Annotated in this window: 21 protein-coding genes; 10 read left to right on the top strand and 11 right to left on the bottom strand. The window is 40.4% G+C overall.

Annotated elements, in window-relative coordinates:
• Positions 1 to 45 precede the first annotated feature (45 nt).
• The gene (locus PQ461_RS13535; protein WP_274206057.1) at positions 46 to 417 is read left to right on the top strand and encodes a MerC domain-containing protein; all 372 of its coding nucleotides are present in this window, start codon (positions 46 to 48) and stop codon (positions 415 to 417) included.
• 63 nt (positions 418 to 480) lie between these two features.
• Here the strand turns inward: PQ461_RS13535 and PQ461_RS13530 are convergent, their stop codons facing one another.
• From PQ461_RS13530 to PQ461_RS13520, 3 genes are read right to left on the bottom strand one after another with little or no spacing between them, the layout of a single operon-like run.
• Positions 481 to 1209 (bottom strand): outer membrane beta-barrel protein, encoded by a 729-nt coding sequence (locus PQ461_RS13530; RefSeq protein WP_274206056.1) that lies wholly within the window; start codon positions 1207 to 1209, stop codon positions 481 to 483.
• 20 nt (positions 1210 to 1229) lie between these two features.
• Positions 1230 to 1871: a hypothetical protein gene (locus PQ461_RS13525; protein WP_274206055.1), complete on the bottom strand. Its 642-nt coding sequence runs from the start codon at positions 1869 to 1871 to the stop codon at positions 1230 to 1232.
• Between the two features lie 41 nt (positions 1872 to 1912).
• Complete coding sequence (locus PQ461_RS13520) at positions 1913 to 4228, bottom strand: TonB-dependent receptor (RefSeq protein WP_274206054.1); 2316 nt, start codon at positions 4226 to 4228, stop codon at positions 1913 to 1915.
• A gap of 160 nt (positions 4229 to 4388) precedes the next feature.
• On the opposite strand from PQ461_RS13520, the gene PQ461_RS13515 reads away from it, so the two are divergent.
• Entirely contained in the window at positions 4389 to 4835 is a 447-nt protein-coding gene (locus tag PQ461_RS13515; RefSeq protein WP_274206053.1) for a Fur family transcriptional regulator, read from the top strand.
• A 72-nt stretch (positions 4836 to 4907) separates the two neighbouring features.
• Here PQ461_RS13515 and lgt read toward each other — a convergent pair whose 3' ends face one another.
• From lgt to PQ461_RS13475, 8 genes are all read right to left on the bottom strand, one after another.
• Positions 4908 to 5744: a prolipoprotein diacylglyceryl transferase gene (gene lgt, locus PQ461_RS13510; protein WP_274206052.1), complete on the bottom strand. Its 837-nt coding sequence runs from the start codon at positions 5742 to 5744 to the stop codon at positions 4908 to 4910.
• Between the two features lies 1 nt (position 5745).
• On the bottom strand, positions 5746 to 6732 hold the full coding sequence (locus PQ461_RS13505) for a CobW family GTP-binding protein (protein WP_274206051.1): 987 nt from the start codon (positions 6730 to 6732) through the stop codon (positions 5746 to 5748).
• A complete protein-coding gene (locus PQ461_RS13500; protein WP_274206050.1) occupies positions 6729 to 6938 on the bottom strand; it encodes a hypothetical protein in 210 nt (69 codons plus the stop codon). Before PQ461_RS13500 ends, PQ461_RS13505 begins: the two co-directional genes overlap by 4 nt.
• 112 nt (positions 6939 to 7050) lie before the next feature.
• On the bottom strand, positions 7051 to 8181 hold the full coding sequence (locus PQ461_RS13495; protein WP_274206049.1) for an FAD-dependent monooxygenase: 1131 nt from the start codon (positions 8179 to 8181) through the stop codon (positions 7051 to 7053).
• The gene (locus PQ461_RS13490) at positions 8181 to 10226 is read right to left on the bottom strand and encodes a LodA/GoxA family CTQ-dependent oxidase (protein WP_274206048.1); all 2046 of its coding nucleotides are present in this window, start codon (positions 10224 to 10226) and stop codon (positions 8181 to 8183) included. The genes PQ461_RS13495 and PQ461_RS13490 overlap by 1 nt, the downstream gene beginning before the upstream one ends.
• A 19-nt stretch (positions 10227 to 10245) precedes the next feature.
• Positions 10246 to 11223, bottom strand: coding sequence for a ferritin-like domain-containing protein (locus PQ461_RS13485; RefSeq protein WP_274206047.1), 978 nt, complete (start codon positions 11221 to 11223; stop codon positions 10246 to 10248).
• Between the two features lie 28 nt (positions 11224 to 11251).
• A complete protein-coding gene (locus PQ461_RS13480; protein ID WP_274206046.1) occupies positions 11252 to 12280 on the bottom strand; it encodes a hypothetical protein in 1029 nt (342 codons plus the stop codon).
• 304 nt (positions 12281 to 12584) lie between these two features.
• Positions 12585 to 13757, bottom strand: a complete 1173-nt coding sequence (locus tag PQ461_RS13475; RefSeq protein WP_274206045.1) for an acyltransferase family protein — start codon at positions 13755 to 13757, stop codon at positions 12585 to 12587.
• Between the two features lie 209 nt (positions 13758 to 13966).
• On the opposite strand from PQ461_RS13475, the gene PQ461_RS13470 reads away from it, so the two are divergent.
• The 8 genes from PQ461_RS13470 (at position 13967) to PQ461_RS13435 (ending at position 23102) form a co-directional block, all read left to right on the top strand.
• Complete coding sequence (locus PQ461_RS13470; RefSeq protein ID WP_274206044.1) at positions 13967 to 15313, top strand: sigma-54-dependent transcriptional regulator; 1347 nt, start codon at positions 13967 to 13969, stop codon at positions 15311 to 15313.
• 138 nt (positions 15314 to 15451) lie between these two features.
• On the top strand, positions 15452 to 15994 hold the full coding sequence (locus PQ461_RS13465; protein WP_274206043.1) for a heme NO-binding domain-containing protein: 543 nt from the start codon (positions 15452 to 15454) through the stop codon (positions 15992 to 15994).
• 4 nt (positions 15995 to 15998) lie between these two features.
• Positions 15999 to 19877 carry a PAS domain S-box protein gene (locus PQ461_RS13460; RefSeq protein ID WP_274206042.1) on the top strand — a complete coding sequence of 1293 codons (3879 nt, stop codon included), beginning with the start codon at positions 15999 to 16001 and terminating at the stop codon, positions 19875 to 19877.
• A gap of 157 nt (positions 19878 to 20034) precedes the next feature.
• Positions 20035 to 20436: a type VI secretion system tube protein TssD gene (gene tssD, locus PQ461_RS13455; protein ID WP_274205572.1), complete on the top strand. Its 402-nt coding sequence runs from the start codon at positions 20035 to 20037 to the stop codon at positions 20434 to 20436.
• 52 nt (positions 20437 to 20488) lie between these two features.
• Complete coding sequence (tssD, locus tag PQ461_RS13450) at positions 20489 to 20881, top strand: type VI secretion system tube protein TssD (RefSeq protein WP_274205573.1); 393 nt, start codon at positions 20489 to 20491, stop codon at positions 20879 to 20881.
• Between the two features lie 160 nt (positions 20882 to 21041).
• On the top strand, positions 21042 to 21596 hold the full coding sequence (locus PQ461_RS13445) for a hypothetical protein (protein WP_274206041.1): 555 nt from the start codon (positions 21042 to 21044) through the stop codon (positions 21594 to 21596).
• 14 nt (positions 21597 to 21610) lie between these two features.
• Entirely contained in the window at positions 21611 to 22405 is a 795-nt protein-coding gene (locus tag PQ461_RS13440) for a hypothetical protein (RefSeq protein WP_274206040.1), read from the top strand.
• 97 nt (positions 22406 to 22502) lie between these two features.
• Positions 22503 to 23102: a hypothetical protein gene (locus tag PQ461_RS13435; protein WP_274206039.1), complete on the top strand. Its 600-nt coding sequence runs from the start codon at positions 22503 to 22505 to the stop codon at positions 23100 to 23102.
• Positions 23103 to 23287 lie beyond the last annotated feature (185 nt).

The raw sequence follows: 23287 nt of genomic DNA, 5'->3' as shown, positions 1-23287 counted from the left end.
GAATATCAATTATGTAATCTTCTCCTGCTCGTAAAATCAATGAAAATGAAACATTCCAGATGGGACAGCCTGGGCATGGTTGCTTCTACACTCTGTGCCATACATTGCGCTGCAATGCCTTTTGCTATTACCATGTTACCGCTTTTAGGCTTAAGTGTATTAGCTAATCCGTGGTTTGAGTGGGGGATGATTGGTATTGCACTATTTGTAGGTGTTTTTACCATTGTAAAATCATACTTTTTTGTCCATAGGCAGTGGCTGCCTATATTGTTGCTTTTAACCGGATTAGCTGTAGTAGTAGCAGGCAGGTTATATATGCATGGCTGGTTAGAGTTAGTAATGGTACCGGCCGGAGGTTTGGCTATTACATGTGCTCACTTTTTTAATTCACGCTGCCTTCATATTTGTGAAACATAAAAATCAAAAGCGGCCATGAGCCGCTTTTGAAACTAAAATTAAACAAACTAAACGAACGAAGCATTACAGCTGGAAGGTTAGCCCCAGTGTGGTTTGTATAATAGATACAGGTTGTTTGGTAACTAAACGGCCTGCATTAATACGCCTGTTTTCATTATCTATCTTGAAGCCTTCTGATCCAATGTAAGCGCCTTTAAGATTTAAGCCCAGGCATTTGGTAAGGCTATAACGTAAACCCGCACTACCGCCATAAGCAAATGCACTGGCAGTTGAACTGCGCTGGTAAAAAGTTTGAGCAGGGTCGCTTGGATCTTCCAATACAATTTTTAACTCTGGTGTTGAGAAGCTTTTAATCAGGCCAGCCTCAGCGCGCAGATCAAGTGATAGTTTGTTGAACACAAAAGTGTATTGTGGGCCTGCAAGTACATTCAAGTTTCGGTACCGCTTGGTAGCAGTTACTGTAGATTCGTCCACAGCAAATCCATCAGTATAACCGGCAGAAAGGTTCTGTACGTCTTTCTGATTTAACTGGCCCTGATCCTGGTAAGAGATAGTTGCACCGATAGCCCAGTTTTTATGAAAATACCATGCACCGTCTAAGCCAAATACAGGGCCTGTTTTGGCATAACCTGCTTTATTGTTTTCATTGTGCAGGGTACCATAGTCGTGCTTTGCAAACTGGCCAACCGGAACAGATGCACCTCCGAATACTGAGATATAGCTTTGGGTTTGCGCTTTTGCTGCGGCGCTGGTAATTAATAGGATGACTAATAATTTTATGATTTTTTTCATTGTGATTTTATAGAGGGGTATTATTTAATATTTACAATAAAGTTTACGTCAAGGTCGCTTGAACCCGGATCAAAGGTTCCGTTTTTAGCATTTGGCTGGTGGCGAAGCACTACTCTTAATTTGCCAGTGCTTGCTGCACCTGTAGTAAATACATCAGCTAAACCAACCTGCAACGGCGGATTGTTGGTGTCCTGGTCTGTTCTGGCAACTGATAAGTTGAGGTAAGGGCCTGTTGCGCTGGGTGCTGTACCTGGTATGTAAGGGCTGGTGTTACCAAATACCAGGCTTTGTTGCGCAACCGGAGTTGGCTGAAAAAACAAAAGGTGATAATTAGCACGATCTTTAATCTCGGCAGCTACGTCAAATGTTGGTGTCTGCGTGGTATCCAGCATTACCACCTGTACATTGTATTTTGCGTTTGCTTTAAGATTAAGGCTGGTTGAGTCTGTAGAGGTTACGTTGCCTTTATTGTCAAGGTGAAAGCGGTACAGGCATGATGGCGCGTCTGATGGGTCGGCCTGGTTAGTTAATTTTAATCCTGCCGAAGTTAATTGCTCGTTTGCAATAGTAGGGGCAACAGCTTGTTCTGCTTTATTGCTACAGCTGGCGTAAAATAGCGCTGTTCCCAACAGCGCATAGATAGAGTGTTTCAATTTGAACATAGGGGTTCTTTTTTTATAGTTGTACTTCATTTTACTTGTGATTATTTGATTTTAAATGGTACCCTTAACCTGAAGATGATATTGCGGCCAGGCTCATTTGCGAAATACCTGAACCTGTCGAGGTAGTCTTTGTAACTCACGTTAGTTAAGTTCACTGCTGCTATATCAAAATCAAGGTAAGTATGGTTTAGCAACAGCCTGAAATCTACGTGTGCATTGTACAGGCTGTAAGCGCCCGGCGGCGGGGCAAAATCATAACCAGTTGGTGCATGGGTTTGCCTTGCTACATAAATGTTTTCTGCTCCGAGGGCAACGTTTTTAAATATGCCAACATTGCCGAAATGATAAGTGATGCCGTTTTGAAAACGTGCCGGAGGCGTATAAATTAAGTAATCGTGTATGGTTTCGTTCCAGGCGTAAATCAATGAGGTTTTTGAGCTGATCTCTAAAGAGTCAGTTGGCCTGATGGTCAGGTTCAGATCTGCACCCCGGAAGTAAACATTGGCTTGTGTATACTGGAATTTTAATAAAGCACCACTGCGTGCCCTGTAATAACTGCCGGTCGGTTCCTCAAAAATAAAGTCGTTTATTTTATTGTAATAACCTTCAAGTTCAGCAGCCAGCCAATGGTTTGAGTAGTTAAGATTAAGACTAAAATTGTTTGCCCTTTCGGTTTTAAGATTGATATCACCAATTTCAAATTCACCTATTGACTGATGAACACCATCAATGTATAGTTCATTGATGGAAGGTGGTCGGAAAGCTGCACTGTAATTTCCGGTAAGCTTAAAATCGTTGGTGATGTGGTATGTAGCACCGCCCGTTGCACTAATACCAGAGTAAGTAGTAGTGGTGGTATTAATTTTATCTACGTTATCATCAAACACATAAGCCCTTAACCAACGGTAATCGTAACGACCACCTGCCTCAAGCAACCACTTGCCCCGGCTGTACCTTTCAATAGCATAGGCACCACCATCATAATCAACAAAATTGGGTATCAGGTAACCATACATACGCACATTTCCCTGGTTCATACCGCTTAAGCCTACAGTGCCTGAAAAGCCAGCTCCGTCTTTATGGTCGTAATTAGCCTCAATGGTAGAGGTATGTATTTGCAGGTAGATGGAAGGTGCCAGGCTTGATGAAAGCGAAAGTGGCTCAAACTCACGCCGTGTATTAACCTGGTAAGCGTATTGAAGGCTTATTTTACTACTGTCAGATATATTGATAAATCCTTTGGCCTTTGCCGTTTCGTGACTGACGGTTTGGTATGGCCGGTCGATATGGTAAGTAAAATCATAGTTTGTTACCGGATGGCCGATCGCTATTTTGCGTTGCAAATCATCTATTGATCCAACTTCTGTATCATATTGGATGCCCAGTTTTGTATCGAAATAGCTATAGTATCCCTCTATACAGTAGTTTTTATGATGGTATTGCAACGCTGCTGAAAAATCATTTTCGGCTAATCCTGTGTTGCCCAGTATATAATCAGGCGTGCTGGTATTGCCGGCTCTTTTAACTGTGCCCTGCAGTCGGTAACTTAAACCGGCAAGCTTGGGTCCCATTGCACCTTCAAGCATGGCTGAAAAAGCTCCTAAGCGGCTATTAGTCATTCCAACAGCATTTACTTCGCCGTTCATACTTCCGGTATCTACAGGCAGTGGTTTAGGGTTTACAGATACGACACCCGATAGTGCATCGGCCCCATAACGTATACCTGCGGCTCCTTTAATCACTTCTATCTGATTGGCAATAAAAGGGTCTATTTCAGGGGCATGCTCTTGTCCCCATTGCTGCGCTTGTAAGCCTACACCATTGTTGAGGATAAGCACCCTTGAGCCTGTAAGGCCATGAATGACAGGTTTAGAGATAGATGGACCTGTTTGAAAAGTGGTTACGCCTGTTACAGATTTCAATGCATCTCCTAAGCTTAACCCCCGGGTTCTGTCCAGGTCGCTTCCCTGTATAACAGTCATGTTTTGTGTGGCAATCTCTTTGTGTGCAATTGCCGTAGCCCTCACGTTAACCTGGTTAAGCTCTTTATCGCTTGGAATTAGATCGAAGTTGATGACCTTATTTTGATTGACAGTGAATGTAGTATCTACAGTAATATAACCAACATACTCGCAGTGCAGGTGAACAATGCCTTGGGGAGCCTTGAGTTGGTAGTTTCCTTTATTTGAGGTAAAGATACCTGTGGTAGTACCCGGAATTGTAACACTTGCAGCAGATAAGGGAGACTGGCTTTTCTTATCCCTTACCCGCCCGGAAATTAAATATTGTGCAGGTGACGTTTGTGAAAAGCAATATTTTCCGAACAGTATAAAAAATAAAAGTAGAAGCCTGCGCATTAAATTTAAAGTTAATGCAGCAAAGATGCATTAAAAATGCAACTAAATTGCAATTGTGGTAATAAATTTATTTTGATTTCATCATATCTTCATTTTATGATGGTGAAGGATAGAATTGATAATTTCTTGTTATTTTTGATAACAGATAAGTGATTGCCTAATGGGACAGCATAAAAACAAGATCGATTTTGAACAGCTATTGCAGAGCCATCAGCTTAAAAGGACTAATCCAAGGTTGAGGGTACTTTCTATGATGTCGTCCAGGTCTTCGGCAACCTCTCAACCGGATCTTGAAGCCGCAATGAGCGATATAGATCGTGTAACGCTATACCGAATATTGGCTGCATTTGAAGAAAAGGGCATTATACATAAGGTTTTCGACCTGAATGGTACCGCAAATTATGCCATGTGTACGGCAGATTGTAATGAGGGCCATCATCATGACGAGCACCTGCATTTCAGTTGTACCAATTGTAAAAATGTTTATTGCCTTGAAGAATTGCACCTGCCTGCTATAACTGTTCCCGAAGGTTTTAAAACGGAAGGAGTAACTGTATATGCTACCGGCCTTTGCCCTAAATGCAGCAAGCGGTCTGCCGCTAAATAACTAATACTAACACTTAGGCTTTTTATTTATATGCAATATAATTGCATATAGAATTTGATTGATTTAGGATATTTAAGCAAAATATTTGCTTAACCTTTCAGGCTTTTTTTTTATTGAGATTATAATCAGTGTAAAGCCAGCTATTATTAAAGGGATACTTAATATTTGCCCCATATTTAAAACCCACCCGTATTCAAAAGCCGATTGGTCTTCTTTAAAAAACTCAATGATGAGCCTTACCGAAAAAATAAGATAAAGCATCCATCCAAAGGTAAAGCCCTGCTTGTATACATTCTTTGGTTTTAGATTGTTGATTATTAAAAATATGATCAGATAAGCTAACGCTTCATACAGCTGTGAAGGATGCCTTGGCAACATGTCGTCTTTTATAAAAACGAAGGCCCATGGAGCATCGGTAGGCTTGCCTATAATTTCCGAATTCATCAGGTTGCCCATGCGAATGAAAAATCCGCCAAGCGGAACCACTAAGGCTAACTGGTCAGCAGTCCACAAATAAGATACATTGTATTTCTTATGGAAAAAATAGATTGCAGCAAATATGCCGATTGCCCCGCCGTGGCTGGCCAAGCCCTGAAACCCGATTATTTTGAAGGATGGTTTAAATTGTACAGGTAGTATAATTTCCAGCAGATGGTGGCGGTAATAATCAAAGTCGTAAAAGAGGCAATGCCCTAAACGTGCACCTGCCAGTGTGCCAACCGCAATGTAGATGGTCAGCTTATCTAACAGCTCTACAGGTTTGCCTAACTTGGCAAAACGCTTTTTCAAGATCACATAGCTGGTAACAAAAGCAAGTGCAAAGAAAAGCGAGTACCATTTTAACGCAAAGAAGCCCAGATCAAAAACATTTGGATTGGGATTCCAAACTATGTATGCCAAAGAAATCATATCATATCTGAATGTGCTGCTTAAAAAGGCATTGCCTAAGCATTTTCTCAAAGCCAGGCGGGTTAAGTTTACGCCCGATGAATACCATCCGGCTATCTTTTATTTCGTCCTCGGCCCAGCTATCTCCAAAACCTATCGCCAAGTCGTGATTAACCGACTGAACAATTATTTTACGTGGATAACCCTCTGCCCACAATATCCCTTTTACACGATAAACATCCGAGGCCTGAAATGCAAGAAACAAACTGAGGCGCTGCTGAAGGTTTTGCAAAGCAAATGGTTCGGTAAAGGTGAAACTTATTGAGGTAAGATCATGATGGTTGTGCGTTTTAGTCGATGGGGGCGGAGCCAATGAAAATTTCGGACGGCGTTGTACAATCTTGATGCGGTCTAAATCGAAGATCTCCTGAAAAGGATAATTTTCTTTATGCCCCATAAATACTTCTGCAAAGGGATTTAATTCACTTAATAAACGACGTATGCGTTCAACATCAGCCGGCGCTACCAGATCTGTTTTGGTAATGAGTAAAATATCACCAAAGCTAATCTGTTTTCTGGCTTCTTCAGTAGCTGCCAACTCGGCTTCTACATGCCTTGCATCCACCAGGCAGATCACACGTTTTAATTTAAAGTAATTGGAAATACTTTGATCCATCAGGAAAGGCGAAGCTACAGAGGCAGGATCTGCAATACCTGTGGTCTCAATTACTATTTCATAATATTTTTCTCTTTGTCTCCACAGAGATTCCAATAGCGTGTAAAATTCCTCATTCAGGCTGCAGCATAAACATCCATTGTTCAACTCAAAAATGTCATTATCAATGTCCATGATTAAGCCCCCGTCTATACCTGTTTCCCCAAATTCATTTTCAATGATGGCGAGACGTCTTTCCTTTTTCCAGGTAATAACTTCGTTCAGAAATGTTGTTTTACCAGCACCTAAAAAGCCGTTGATGATAGTAACTGGTACCGGTTGCAAATTGCTCATAATGCTTCCTGTTGTGCTAAGTAAAACCATTTTAAAACCTGTTGCAAATGCTGCTCGCCATATCGATGAACAAAGCTTTTTGTATAGTCGTCATTCTCATCCTGCAATGCGTTTATTCTTTGCTCAATATAAAGCCTGTCGAGCTTGATACCGCATTGTACCGTTATGCAATAATGCCAGTCCTGGTAAGTTTCAGGTATATTCATAATCAGCTTCATTGATCAGCAAAGATAGATAAGTTATTATTAAATGCAATTATGTTGCATTTAATAATAACTTATTCTGGCCGAATAAGTTCAGAATAAGTTACGAGCCCTATTAAGGCTGGGGCTCTATAAATTTTTTTATACGTTTTTGCCAAAAAAAAGAATGAGGCCAGCGTTGTTCTTGCTGGTAAAGCTGGTTGCGTTGCTCTATATAAGACTGATAAGTATCTTTAATATAGTTTGGATATGTTGTATCTGGTAACTTATCACTCATGCCGTTATTTAACATGGTTAAAGCAGTTTTACCAGCCTTAATACCAGTTACGAGGCCTTTATAAATACCCTGTGCAGAGATAGGGTCATAACATAATGCGGCATCGCCCGCGGCTAACCAACGGCTCCCGTATGCAGTTTCCAGTATAGAAGAATAAACGGGGAATGTATAGAAATGGTGTTCATTAACTACAACAGGCTCCAGATGCTTTGACAGTAAACTTGTTTGCCTGATGCCTTTTGAAAAGTTTTTATCAATGTCAGCATTCATTTGCCGTAACGTATGAGCCTCAGTCACATACATGCTCACCAGTTTGTTGTCTGGCAGCCTGGCAGCATACCACCAACCATTTGGGTCTGCTTCCAGCAGGGTTTGTGCAGTTAGTTTTCCTGAGACGATATTATTAAACCTGACTACCGCTACCAGCCTATCATCTATCACCGTTCTGATACCCAAAGAACGGGCAAAATGCGCCCCCGATCCGGACGCGTCAATAACCATTTTAGCGCATACAGTATATCTTTTTCGCTTAATACGATCATGCAGCATCAATTCGTAGCCGTTAACAGTCGGTTGTTGGTTAATGTATTGTGTTTCCCATGCAATGGTCGCACCGCGATCTGTGGTTACTATCTGCATCATCTGATCAAATGCTGAACGATCAAGTCGCCAGGGCGGCCCGAGCGGATCAAGCAGGGCATCATTAAATCCGGTTAGGTCACGCCCCCAAACAGAGGCATGGCCTGGGTAGGCAAAGTGTCCGGCACAATCAAAATGGTTGCGCATGCCTAAAAAGCTAATACATGATAATGCGGCCGGAGGGATACTTTCGCCCGGCCGCACCTTGTCACTTCTGCCGGCGTCAATAATTAATACGCTTACGTCGGCAAGTTTGCGTAAGGTAATTGCGGCGGCCAGGCCGGCAGTTCCGGCGCCAACAATTACCAGATCATAGGCATCTGCTGGCATTAAATTGGCATATTTGTCGGTGGACTGGTATTAAATGGCCATTCTAATGTTGGATTATCGGGAATTATGGTTTCATCAAACTGGTTTTGTACCTCCAGGTAATATTCCGGATCATAATTGGTACCGATTGCTGTTCCCTGAATAACAATTCCCAGTTTATCCCAATCTTTCACAGATTGATTGGCTTTCTGAAATGTACTGGCACTCTTTGGGTCTAATGAATATGTTCCCTTTCCACGGATGGCCCATTGTTGCTTTGGTAGTACATTGTTCACGACCTGGTCGGCTACATAAACCGCATCCGGGCGCTGCGCCGGCCACGACCAATAAAGTGTTGTACTATTACCATTTGTTTTATTCACACCATTGGTATTAATACTTGGCTGGTGAATAGAACAGGAGTTATAATCCGTTTGCCATGGTATGGCCATAAATTTGGTCATATCACCAGGCTCAAGTCCGTTCACATCATTTTGTAACGGGAACCATCCTGCACTTAGAAAAGGCGCTTTGCTGGCCGAAGCATAGTTGAGCGGTTTGGCTTTAAGCCGGAATGGCCCCGCGCCGGTGGCCTGCCAGTCTTGCTGATATATATCTGTTGATCTTACCACGTAGCTCATTTCAATACCGGGCACATATCTGCCGCCCAGGCAATTACTTAAAGAAGCCATATCCAGGTATTCGCCGCTGCCCAACGGCTGTCCTTCGTCATTTAAATAATTATGCTTGCTCCACTGTTCCAAAAAGAAATATTGTGTTTTGGTAACGGTTAAGAAAGATGTGCCGGCATCACCAACAGATAAGGGCATTAGTGGCACACCTGTATTAACTTCAGATTGTGCAGTACCGGTTAAATTAGGGTTCCTGATAAAATTAAGCCCCGCCATAATCGTTTTGTCGGGATTGTCTGCGCCGGTAATCGCATCTACGGCTTCATGTGCCTTAACAGCCATGCGCGGTAGGTTTACCGTCCAGCGTTGTAGCAATGCTGCACGGAATATTGGCCGTACCATACTTTCAAAGGCAGGAAGGAAACCTTTGTTGAAGTTTTCGTTTGCAAATAATTCAGGTTGCAAATTGAGTTCTCTCACCCAAGTGTCGTAAACATCATCCCAAATTGAAACCACATTGCGTATTTGCGGCGCATAGGCCGGGTCACAGCAAACCACCCAGGCGTTAAAGGCCTCCTGGTAAGTGCCATCTTCAAATACAATGGTGGCAGAAACCGGGCCATCCGCTGCATCGTCAAACCAACTGGCATTATTCAGGTCACCGGTGCAGGGTACAGGATCTCCGTATTCATCTATTCCGGCAGCTGTATTTCCATGGGATGCCAAAACCAGTAACCGTCCCTTATCATCGGTAAGTAATTCACCCAGCGAATCCAGTTTGCCAGATGGATAATGTAATTCACCGGCGGGGAAGGTAACCGGATAGTTTGTTACTTCCTTGATTTGACCATTGATACAATAACTGGCGGGTGTTTTGCCATTGAACTTTGCTTTGTTATTTGCCACTGCCGAAACAGCCCTCGGCCCTGGATCGATGACCAGGTTTTTTAGCCGGATCGGATCGTTAACTGTACCTGTAGAGCCATAAACCTGTGGGTTTCTGAGTTGAGGAAAGCCGTCTTGAAAAGCGTTTACACCAACCAGTGGCACCACATTGTAAGAAGCCGCCTTTTTATTAGCCAAATGTACCGTCCAGATAATATCTTTTACAACACGGCCATCAGCGAGTGCTGTACCTTTTACAATCTCGCTTGGCGTAGCCGGGCAAGGGTAAGCATCGGAGCCATCGAGTTCGTAATAATATAAACGGAAGCGGGCTGCCTGCCTTTTGAGGTAACCATCCTCATCGCGCAGATCGGTAGCGTCAATCACATCCTTTTCTGTGCCTGGTTTAATGGGTAAGCCGCCTGTAGTGGCCGTACCTGTTACCGGTAAGCCGGCACTTGTTTCGGGCGAAAGATAATATTCTTTACTGGTGCCGATCCGTGCAAAATTAATAGTTGGGTGTATGCGGAATACTTTATTTACTGACATAGTTCCAATCTTTAAGGGTTTAACTGAATTGTGGGGTAACGCCGTTTTTCCAGCAATTTTGAATGGCTGCGCCAACACTTACCATCGTAGGTATAAAATCGTCGGGGTTTTCACCTGCAAAAAGTAAGTTTAAAAGAGAACGCAGTTTATTAAAATGCTCTTTTAATATTTCAACTAATTGTTTGTCATAATCGGTATACTCGCTTACTGGTTTAAATGCGTAGGTATCTTGTAATTGTGTATTATTTTTAATTATTTCGAATTTCTCAAAATGATCGATTGTTTGTGATAAGTCATCTGCTGTATTCTGGAAATTAGCGATCAACGGATCATTGTTCTGGTTGGCATTGGAGCCTTCTCCCTGATCGGTAATCAGATCTATGAGCATACCTACCTGGTTAAAACCAGCGCTACCGTTTTCAGTAATGGTCATCCCTGGCATTAACCTGTAATAGGCCGAAAAATAATTGACCTGGTTTACACCACCTTTAATCCTGTCTTTAAAAAGGCTTGCCCCATAACGCAATGCGCGGTAGAAATCGCCGATGTTGGCATATTCTTTAACATTTTGTTTAAGTGAAACCGGTGCAGATGAATCCCATTCTGGATATTCAATGAGGCACATCGCGTTAATGTGAGCAATGTCCAGCGGACCTATTTCGGCAGTATAGGGCTGAAAGTTCTGCGTAGGGTTAGGGACGTCGAGGTTAAAATCAAGATGTGGAATAGTTTGTCCGGCATAAACAGGTGAACTTATTTTAGGGCTATATCCATATGCATTGCCAATATTGGCTACACATTGCAGATGCAACATTTCCTGATTAATAACAGATTGGATGAGTTGAAATTGCTGCGATGTACGGTTGACCACAGAATACATGGCTGACATGTAAAAAGGGATCGTCCATAGTTCGAGATCTGCAGCGTACTGGATATGCTCATGAAGGTGCCTCAAGTTCCAATGCGGATCTGATGAGGGTACTTGTGTTGTAAACATATGATAAGGTGTTGGTAATTGGTGATTTTTATTGAAAACGTGCTATGGTAATAGCAGCCACAACCAGTTCATCAGTTTGCTGGCTTAGTCCTGTAACGTAATGTGCTGCTTCATCGGGGCCGAAAACAAAGCCTATAGGCTGATCATTTTCATCCGCCAGTAACAACAACTCTCCATATCCTATACCGCAACTGTCCGGATTGCCGTTTCTTCTCGAATCATTGAAATGGAGTGATCCACCAAAATCTGTACTGTCATAAACCGAAATACGGTAAACTTTTTTCACAATATCCTCCAGGTCGCTTACGGTGTCCAGCAATACAGCTTGAGGAGGAGCTGTAAGTACCATAAAATGCCCATTTGAATGGCCAGCGGTATAACCAAAAGATACAATATCGCCTGTTTGAGCCTCAGAGAGCCCGCTTTTAGATTGGCCTGTATAAGTTTTGTTTGGCTGGTTTAGCTTTTGTGATTCCTGGTTTTCGTAGTTTTGAATAGCAGTCACGGAAATTGAACCTGCTATATAAGTCCATCTTCCTGGTAAAAGCACCGGAAATGCAATAGCAATTTCCAAAGCGCTGGGCACAATGCCAGGTGCGGCAAAATGTATTGCAGCCGTATCAACCTGTGCATGTAAAAGACTGTAGGCGTTGTTTTGCGGATCATCGCCTCCTACCGCAATAATAACGCGGCATCCAAAGCCAACACAATCAAGCGTACCATTAAAAGTGCCATTACCTCCGGAGCCAACGGATTGGCTGAACACTGCGTTTGGAAATAGTTTATTTGGCCAGGCTTGCTGAAAGTTTGCAGGTGTGGCGGTAAAATAAGTATTAATGTCAGGCTGTGTATAACTTGGATTAATGTAATGGGTAAATACATTAAAAACAGCGTTGTTAAAGCTAACCGTGCCTGCATTAATTGTAGTTCCGGGGATAGTAATGTTGCCCTGGAGTACCAGAAATGGCGTCGATACAGCAAAAGATGCATCAGCTGTATTGTTAAAAAAATCTGAATTATAGGCTTCGGGGCCTGCAAAATAATTGATAGGTAACATTTTTGTATAAGGTTATTGGTTGATCTAATTTATCAACAAAAAGGAAAAAAACAAAAATTTAATTAGCTGCTTTGCACACAATTAAAGTGGGTATGCTCCAACACTTTTAAGCGAATGATAATTCTGTTAATAGAAAAATATTTTGAGCTGAATATGGCTTCAAATAAGAATGTTGGCCTTTCTTTTTGCCCAAAGCGGTTATTGTACAAAAAAGAATTAATTGAGAAATGGTGTTTTTATTACCTCAATATTTAACAAGTCATTCATGAAATGGAATTGATTGGTATAAATCAAAAATGTGCAGCTATCCTTTGAATGCCAATTCTGATTGATCTTTTATCTCAGTATCTGCTGCTATACCGATAGCTATCTTCTTTTTAGAAGAAAGTGTTTTAACTAATGCCACTGTCCAAAAGCTTAAACAAACAACTATTATAAAAAACAAGAGTTGAAAACGGCCGGTATACCAAATTTCCTGATGAAAATTTCTGAAAAATAATGGTATAAAAGTATCTCTAAGCTCAGATATAATAATGGAATGGATTAAATAAATTCCAAAAATTGTTTCTTGTGGCTTTAAGTACTGCACAAACTTTAGGGGACGGGCTTTTAAGACAGCTATAGTTATGACTATGGCAAGCAAACAATTAGAAATGCGAATAGAGGCAAAAGGGTCATCAGAGCCTACTTTAAGAAGCTGAATTATTTCTAAATGATTTAAGAATAGTAATGTGGCGATTAAGCATAACAGGGTAGGCCACTGTATCCTTTGAATAAACCGATGAAAAAGTAGAATATGCTGTCTTATTTGTACACCCATCCACATAAATAAAATGTAAGCTGCAAAAGCTTTAGTGTGTATACCCGGAATCCATTTGCCGTATAGATTAACACCGTAAAAAAGCGTGATGGCAGTTAATATCAATATAAACCACCATTTATTAAATGTTTTTTTAAAAGCCACCAGCACCACCGCTGAAAAAATAGCTACCGGAACAAACCAGTAGGCTGCATGAAAAATAAGGCCTTTTAATAAAGTTGTAATTAGCGCAGCTATAGCCATAACCGGTTGGTGAAACAACTGCAGGCCTTTAATATGAAACGCTTGCAACACAGCATAAGCTAAAAGACATATGCACCACGGGATGATAAGTGATTGAAGCCGGTATTTCAAATAGGATGCTATGCTGAACTGATGAACCTTTTTTCCAATGCAAAAGCCGGATAAGATAAAGAAGATTACTGTCCCGGGTCGGCCCAATTCAATTACCATTGTTTGCAAAAACGATAACGGTACGTATGGTGTGTGAAACATCTTTGACGGGTATAAGCAATGGCTCCAAATAACCGAACAGATCGCCAGGATCCTTAAAGTATCCCCCTTTTGTTTATAAGCTTCAAGCACTGCTGGTTCGTGTAATTCAGGCTTAATGGCATTATGGGGAAAGTTTAATACTAAAGTATGATTAGTTAGCATGCGATATCATATTATGTTGATGCCATTGCGCCAAATGTGAGCCGTTTTTATAATATATTGATTATTAATATTTTAACTAAAAATGTGTCTCCATAAAATGGAAAAAATATTTGCTTTAATCCGGATTTTGGAATTTGTTTTATTTATATACAATTTGTAACTTTATTATTACCAAGCCCTTTAATACCTCGCCCCTATAAACTTTGATTATGACTCCTTTTCACATTTTTATTGTAGAGGATGATTTATGGTATGGTGAAATTTTGAGTTACCATATCGGTTTAAATCCCGACTACATAGTTACCCGTTATGAAGATGGTAAATCTTGCCTCGACAATCTTTATCAGCGTCCTAACCTTATCATAATTGACTTTTCACTTCCAGACTTAAAAGGTGATTTGCTATTTAAAAAAATTAAAGAGGCTGTTCCATCTGTACCGGTAATTGTGGTCAGCTCTCAGGAAGATGTTTCCACTGCCGTTAATCTGCTTAAGATGGGTGTGAGTGATTATCTTGTTAAGGATGATGCAACTAAAGAGCTTTTATGGAACAGTATCAACAGGATACGTGAAAATCAGGAATTAAAGCAGGAAGTTGAATTATTAAAAGAAGAATTAGCGCAAAAATATACGTTCGAAAAAATATTGATTGGTGAAAGTGAGGCTATCAAAAAGGTTTTCCGGTTAATGACGAAAGCCTTAAATACAAACATTAATGTTTCTATTACCGGGGAGACTGGGACAGGGAAGGAGCTGGTAGCCAAAGCGATCCATTTTAACAGTGATCGTAAAAAGAAGCCTTTAGTGGCTGTAAATATGGCTGCCATACCGGCAACGTTGTTAGAGAGTGAGTTATTTGGATACGAGAAAGGGGCTTTTACCGGTGCGGTTACCTCAAAAAAAGGAAAGTTTGAAGAAGCCAATGGTGGAACTTTGTTTCTTGACGAAGTTGCAGAACTGGATTTGGCCTTGCAGAGCAAAATTCTGAGGGCCATACAGGAAAGAGAGATTACACGCTTAGGCGGGGTAGAGAAAATTTCCCTGAATTTCCGCCTTATTACGGCTACGAACAAAAAACTTCAGGAAGAAGTTAAAAAGGGAACTTTCAGGGAAGACCTTTATTATAGGTTACTCGGCTTACCAATAGAACTGCCACCATTAAGAGATCGTGGAAATGATATTGTCTTACTTGCCCAACATTTTGTTAATGATTTTGCAAGGCAAAATAAAATTGGTGGTATCTCGCTATCCTCCGGTGCAAAGAAAAAGTTATTGGGCTATCCATTTCCCGGAAATGTAAGGGAACTTAAGGCACTTGTGGAACTTGCAGCCGTGATGTGTGAAAATCGCACCATTACAGAAAGTGACTTCACCTATTTTAAAGCAAATGATGATGAAAACTTATTTGCCGAGCCCAGGACCTTAAAGGAGTATACGAGTTATATTATTAAACAACATCTCAGGAAAAACAACAACGATGTATTGCTTACGGCGCAACAACTTGAAATAGGTAAGAGCACCATTTATAATATGATGAAATCAGGAGGGTTAGCATAATTCCATTTTGTGGAATTTTTATCCCTGATATGGAACAAGTGGATAGGGTAAGGCGTGCCGCTACACTGATAAAGCGGTTTTTCCTTTTAGGAATACTTTTTATTAATCAATTAACTAAAGTTTCTAAAAAAGATCGCTATGTATGGTATTGTAAATAAAGCAATAGAGGAATTGGTAACCAGTAATTTTGGGTTAGAAAAATGGGAAGCCGTTAAAGTACGAAGTGGCATTGACATCGACTTCTTTATCAGTACCCAACCTTACGACGATGAGATCACTTATAAATTAGCGCAAGCCGTATCAGAAGAAATGGAAATGCCGGTTGCTGAGGTGCTGCAAGCGTTTGGTGAGTGGTGGGTACTTAAAACAGGTAAAGAAAAATACGGAGGTTTAATGCAGGCAGGCGGACAAAGCTTGAAGGAGTTTTTAATAAACCTGCCCGAATTTCATAACAGAATTATGCTGATTTATCCTCAACTGACACCTCCCGAATTTCAGGTAAGTGACATTGACGAAAGTAGTATTCATATCCATTATTATTCTAAAAGGCAAGGTTTGCAGGAGTTTGTACGCGGACTATTACATGGATTGGGTAAATTATATAACTGTCCGGTCAACGTTGGGCTACTCGAAAGCAGGTTATCAGGACAAGATCATGAAATATATAAAGTAAGCTGGTAAGCGTATGGAGCCAACAAGTATCGGATTTAGCAGGCAGCAACTGGACAGGATTTTTCCATTTCATTTGATCATCAGCCATGAACTGAAGATTACCTGTTGTGGTAAAAGTATAGAGAAGATGATTGGTAGAACACTAAAAGGTTGTTTTAGTGATTATTTTATGCTTCACCGGCCTCATCTGGATGCTTTGGATTTCAACGTATTGCGAGGTCTGTGTGATCGCATGCTTATCTTGAAACTTCAGGACAATCAAGACCAGATGCTGAGAGGGCAGTTTGAATATTTAGCGGATTCCAACTCACTAATGTTCATCGGTTCGCCTTGGTTCAGGGATATTGAATCTGTTACGGACAGCCATCTTACGCTTCATGATTTTGCCCATCATGATCCGCTTATCGATCTGTTACATGTACTGAAAACGGAAGAAATAGTCAATGAAGATCTTAAACAAGTTTTGGGTACGGTACATCAGCAAAAAAAGGAGTTAAAAAAAGCAGGGGACGAAATTAACGACATTGCTTTATTTACTCTACAAAACCCGGATCCTATTTTCCGCATTCGCCCTGATGGGTCCATTTTAATGTGCAATCCTGCTGCCGAAGCTATCAAATATTTCGAATACCATGAAAGCAGTTACAGTCCTGAAGAGTTTTGGCAGGTATTGGTAAAAGAGCTTGATCCTACAGCAGAGAAGTGGGAGATTGAAGCCGCTTTTGAACAAAGGATATATTCTTTTATTTGCAAATACCTTCCTGAACAGAATTACATTAATATCTATGGCCGCGATGTAACGGAAATTAAAGAAAAGGAAGAACGTTTAAAGGTATTGTCGCGCATTGTTGAGGATAATAGCAGTGTGGTAATTATTACTGATATAGAGGGGAAGATTAGCTGGGCCAACAAAAGCTTTGTAGATAACATCGGCTTCTCTTTAGATGAAGCGGTAGGTAAAAGGCCCGGAGAACTAATGAGAGGACCAGAAACAGATGCAGAGACCGACAATTATTTAAGGCAACAGGTAGCGGCAGGCAAGCCGTTTAAAGCAGAAATTTTAGGTTATAATAGAAAAGGCGAAGCAAGTTGGTTCCGTATTCAGGGCCAGCCCATTTACAACGGCAGAAATCAGTTGACGGGCTTTTTCTCGCTGGAACAAGACATTACGCAAGAAAAACTTGCATCAGAGAAGATCAGGCAGTCTGAAGCGCTTTTCAGAACAGTTTTAGAAAGGATTGGTGATAATGTATGGGAGCATCATTTCAAATCTTTTAAAACTACTTTCTCTAAACCATATGGTGAATTTTTGGGCTATGAGGGCTTAGGTGACGATGAAGAAGGTTCATTATGGTGGAAAAGCGTACTCGAGGAAGATCTGGATATGTTAAAATCTGTTTATGAGCAGTACAAATCAGGAACAATAGATACGCACCGTTTAGAGTATCGTATCAGGAAACAAGATGGTAGTATTAAATGGATTTTGGATCGGGGCGTCATTATCGAAAAAGATGAAAACGGTTTACCATTAAGAAGTATTGGCACTCATACAGACATCACTAAAATCAAGCAAACGGAAATAGAGCTTGAACAAAGGGTTAAGCAATTTAAATCATTGTCTGAAAGTATTCCGGGTGTTATTTATGAATATGAATTCAGAGAGGATGATACGGATGGGTTAAGATACGTTAGCCCCGTTATAGAAAAGTTGTTTGGCATAAAAACACAGGACTTTATTAATTACATGGGTTATATTCACCCGGACGACCGTCAGCGCATTATCCAGAAGAACCAAAAGTCAAAAGAGACGCTTGAGCCTTTTTATGACGAGTCGAGATTAATTATACCAAACATAGGTGTGCGCTGGCATGCCGTTCATTCTGCTTATTCATACACCTCTCAAACCGGGAGTAAGGTATTTACAGGCTTCATTCTTGATATTACCGAACGTAAGATGGCTGAAGAAGCCTTGAAAGCAAATGAAGAGAAATATCGTACCATCATTGCCAATATGAACCTCGGGCTTCTTGAAGTTGATAACGATGGCGTAATTACTTATGCCAACAATGGTTTCAGCGATATTAGCGGTTATTTGCCACAGGATTTGATTGGCTATGAAGCCGCCTCGTTATTTTTAAATAAAGAAGGTATAAAACTTTTAAGTGAAAAGCTTGAAAGACGGAAAAAGGGTATTGCAGATGCCTACGAAGTTTGTGTAAAAAATAAAAATAAAGAGCAACGTTGGTGGCTGATCAGCGGTGCTCCAAGATATAATGACCAGGGAGAACTGGTGGGGTCAATCGGTATACATCTGGATATTACAGAGCAGAAGAAACAGCAGGAAGAACTTGAAGAGGCAAAAATACGGGCAGAACAGTTAGCGCGCACCAAAGAGATGTTCCTTGCGAATATGAGTCACGAGATCAGAACACCCATGAATGCCGTATTGGGTATGAGTAACCAGTTGGCTAAAACCGAGCTGGATAACCAACAGCAGTTTTACCTTGACACTATTATTTCTGCTTCTGAAAATTTATTGGTTATTATTAATGATATACTTGATCTTTCTAAAATAGATGCCGGAAAGCTGGGTTTGGAAACTATTGGCTTTGAACCCGAAAAAGTTGCTGAAAGGGCTATTCAGGTGCTGTCGCTTAGAGCCGAAGAAAAAGGACTGAAGCTTTTAAATGGTCATTTTGACCAACGCATATCCCCTGTTTTGTTAGGTGATCCGTATCGCCTTAATCAAATCCTGTTGAACCTGATTGGAAATGCCATTAAGTTTACTGAAAACGGAACTGTCAGTTTAAGTTTCTATCTTGAAAAGGACACGCCTAAGTCTCAAACTATAAAGATTGCAGTAGAAGATACGGGCGTCGGAATGGATGAAAATTACATCAAGCACCTTTTTGATAAGTTTAGCCAGGAGAATGAATCCATTACGCGCCAATTTGGCGGTACCGGTTTAGGGATGAGCATTTGTAAAGAATTAGTTGAGTTGATGGGCGGAAATATTAATGCCGAAAGCGCCAAAGGCAAGGGAACTACTATTTCATTTACAATCGTACTGGAAAAAGGTGATATGCAGGACCTGCCTGTGAAAAAAGCGACTGTGATCAGCAAGGCTTTCCTTAATGGAAGAAAAATATTAGTAACTGATGATAATGAGCTTAACAGGCTGGTTGCTTCTATCATTATTCGTAGTCACGGAGGTACGGTAGTGGAAGCAGTAGATGGCGAACAAGCTATTAAATTGCTTGGTGAGCAACTGTTTGATGTTGTTTTGATGGACATACAGATGCCTGGCATTAGCGGACTGGAAGCAGCCAGGCAAATCCGTACGATGGGTAATAAGATACCGGTACTGGCGCTTACAGCAGGGGCTATTAAAGGGGAGCGTGAAAAATGTATAGCCGCAGGAATGAATGATTATATTTCAAAACCTTTCAGAGAGCAGGACTTTTTAGCCATTCTTGATAAGTGGCTTCCAAAAATGCCGGTTGAAAAAGGGATAGTTGAAAAACCACAACAGCAGCCATTGTATGACCTGGCAGAGCTGAACCTGATCAGCAAAGGGAATGCGGACTTTGTAAAAAAAATGTGCCTGATATTTTGCCAGCAAACCCCTCAAATCTTGTGTCAGTTGGAAAAGGCCTGCGCTGAGGGTGATCATCAGCTGATGGGTATGGTAGCGCATAAGATAAAGCCAAGCATTCGTAATCTTAAAATAAACACCTTGAAGGAAGTTGTAGCGAATATTGAAAAAATAGGTCGTGGTGAACTCAGCATAGACCATGCAGGTGAATTAATAAGAACATGTAGTGAAACACTGAATCAGGTCATTTTGGATATGGAAAAACGATTTCAAGTTGCTGAGATTGACAGGAGTTAGTGTGACTTTACGGCGATAAAAATTGATCTAAAAAAATAATTAAAGATTAATTTTTATTTCGATAAACAATATAATGATAGGTTTGTAGTTAAATGTAAGTAAGCTCAAGGGTGAGCTTAAAAACTTTATTACATATTAACCTTTAAAATTTATCGTTATGGCTTTCAAAGCAAGATTAAATTTTTCGGGCAAAGAGTACGATGTGCTGAATTGCTCGTATGCCTTAAACCGCGATGTAGACTCAAAAGGACGCCCGTCTTCAGGAGTATATGGCGGCACCATTGACATCGAAGTAGAGTCAACAGAAGACACTTCGATTATCGAAGCGATGGTCAACAACCAGTACAAACCCGTTACCGGTACACTGCTGATCAAAAAATCAGAAGAAGATGCAAAAATGAAAGAACTGTCATTTGAAGACGGTTACATTGTGAAGTACTCGGAAGGGCTGGACATTACCGGCGAAACCCCGATGAGCTACAAGTTCACCATTTCTGCCCGTAAGCTGAAACTGGGCAATGCCGAGCATGTGAACGACTGGCCAGGCCGCACCAATTAATTAAGGGGTGAGATAAAGCACCCAATCGTATTACTTTCTAAATTTTACTACTATGGCTTTCAAAGCAAGAATCAATATAGGCTCAAAAGAATTTGATGTGCTGCAATGCAGCTATGCCCTAAGCAGGGATGTAGATGCTAAAGGCCGCCCTTCATCAGGCGTATACGGCGGTACGATCCAGGTTGAAGTAGAATCAACCGAAGATACCTCGGTGATCGAATCAATGGTGAACAACCAGTACAAACCACTGAACGGAACAATCACCTTCAAAAAGTCGGAAGAAGACGCAAAGATGAAGGAACTGACGTTTACAGAAGGTTACATCATCCAGTACAACGAAGGCTTATCGATTGTGGGCAATGCCCCAATGTCATTAAGCTTTGTGATCTCGGCCCGTACCTTGAAGATCGGCAACGCCGAGCACGAGAACGACTGGCCGAAGTAAGATCGGAGAACGTTAGAATAAAGTCAAAGTTACAGAAAGCGGGAGAGATGTATAATCTACCCGTTTTCTGTTTTAAACCCACTCATAAGGGTTTTTATAGTTTACTATATTCCTAAATTATATCACTGTGTTTATATTGCCACAGCTAACCGTTCTGTTTATGAAAACCTTATCTATAGCCCGTATTTTTACAACTTTGCTCTTATGCCTGGTTGTAAGTGGTTTTAGCAGTTGCACTAACTCAAACTCGCCCTCTTCCGTGCGCAAAGTAGCACCTACTAATTTAAAAGAGCTGGATAAAAGCACTTTTTTGAATATGATTGACAGCGTAGCACATGTACTTGGAAGAAAGGACAGTGCGTCACAACAAGCCGCTGATCTGATCAATAAATATCACTCCATATATAAGTTTACAACAAATGATCAAAAGCAGGTAAGTGATACAGGCAATGTGTTTGTTAATTTCAACAAAAAGCCACATTCGGTGTATATTAGATTTGGCCTGACAGAAAATTTTCAGAAGCAGATTTCATACCGGGATCTGTCTGACAAATTCGGAAAATGGAATGTTAATGTTTTACAAAAGGAACCTGCGCTAATACCAGTAACCTTTGCAATAAAAGGTGTAGGAAATGTTAATGTTTTTGTTCGCAGCAAAACCTGGCCAGAAGAAAGTGGTAATGTGATTTATGACATCACCTTAATACGCATGTAGACTATAAAATATATATGATTAATCATCTACTTATTAAAATAAAAGAATATGATGCACATGGCGGACCGCAGAAAAAGGTGCATTCTAAGCATGATTATACTGCAACACCAACCGATTCCGGGCGATTTGTAATTCATACCATAGAAAAACATATCAGTAAGCTACGTTATTTCTGGTTCTCAGCAATACCCTGGGGTGCCGGATTACGGAACATTAATGATGTAATATATGTAGATGTGAATAATAACAATCATTGGGTTAAACTTACCAGTATTGTGCCTCAATGGATAAATCAAAAAAATCACTATACTGAAAAAAATGTGGCTGATGAATTAAAACGCCAATGGTATTCTTTAAACATTCCACCAGATAAATCTTCTGCGATAATGGATAACAGGGAATTACCAGATAAGTGGTTGTTTAGTGACTTTGGCCATATATCAGTAAAATATTTCAAAGATTTTAATCATGATGGTATCATGAACGGCAAAGAATCTGTAATGAATGATTTTATACATACCACGCCAGATAATGAAGCAGTTACAAGCTATAATTTACGTCGTACGGCTAGTCAGCGTCCATTTCCAGTGACATTACCTGAATCGCATGGTTGTATACATGTTAAACCTACAGATATCGATATTATGATTGGGGCGGGATATTTAAAAAAGGGACAGGGAATAGTGGTACATAACTATGCTGATAAAGTAATACCTGCTACATTAAAGCCCGACCGCTATTTCCGGGGCAACTTCGAAGCGCACTTTTTTCCAGGCCTTTTCAAAATAGTTATTTACAAACTGATTTGAGTATCTAACAGGAAGTTACGAATATTTAAAATATCAACAAGAAATCTTTAAATCGGTTGTCAACTGATTAACAGCAACTAAACTGATCTCTTATTGAATGGATTTTGTACAAAAGAAAAAGCCAATTTCTAAAAAGCTAAGGCAAGCTAAGTTGCTGTTATTTGGCTTATCGTATTTGATCTGCTCATGCAATCAGCATGATCAAAATAAAACAGATTCAAAGCGTTTAAAAGTAGTCGATAAGGCTACTATGATTAATATCATAACAACTATAGAAAAGAACATACAATTAAAAGGTGATAGAATTGCAGAAGGCAAAAAGTTATTAGCGCCGTATTTGTCAAAATATAAGATTTCAATTAATAACTCTTTGAAAGGAAAAACAGACAGCGCTCAGTATCTCAAAATATCAATAGTGGATACTATAGACAAAGGCTCACCCGAGGTTTATTACTTTGATCTTTATCCGCCTAAAAGTTCAAAAGATCCGGTAACATTTAACGACCTTAAATCACTTTACGGTGAGTGGACAATTACACAGCCTATGGAGGATCCGGTAATTAAAAATGCGATATTTAATTCAAAGCACAATCCAGATGTGGGCATCATTATTAGAAGTCGATTTGGCCTTTCAACTAAAATAAATCCGTTAGATTACATAAGCATAGTACTTACTAAACAGGAAAGAGACAAGTAGACCATGCTTCACAAGCTAATATAAGCGCTACCCTTGCTACTACATAATTTACCTTCATTCCAACTTGCATTTATTTACATGCTTTTATATTTTTTTGCTAAAACGGAAGAAGGCTTTATAATCTGTAGTCACAGATATTATTCTTTGATTTTATAAATAATATCAATATTTCTTTCAACTTTGGC

It is taken from the genome of Mucilaginibacter sp. KACC 22063, assembly GCF_028736115.1.
Lineage (GTDB): Bacteria > Bacteroidota > Bacteroidia > Sphingobacteriales > Sphingobacteriaceae > Mucilaginibacter.
This window is presented reverse-complemented; position numbering and strand designations above follow the sequence as displayed.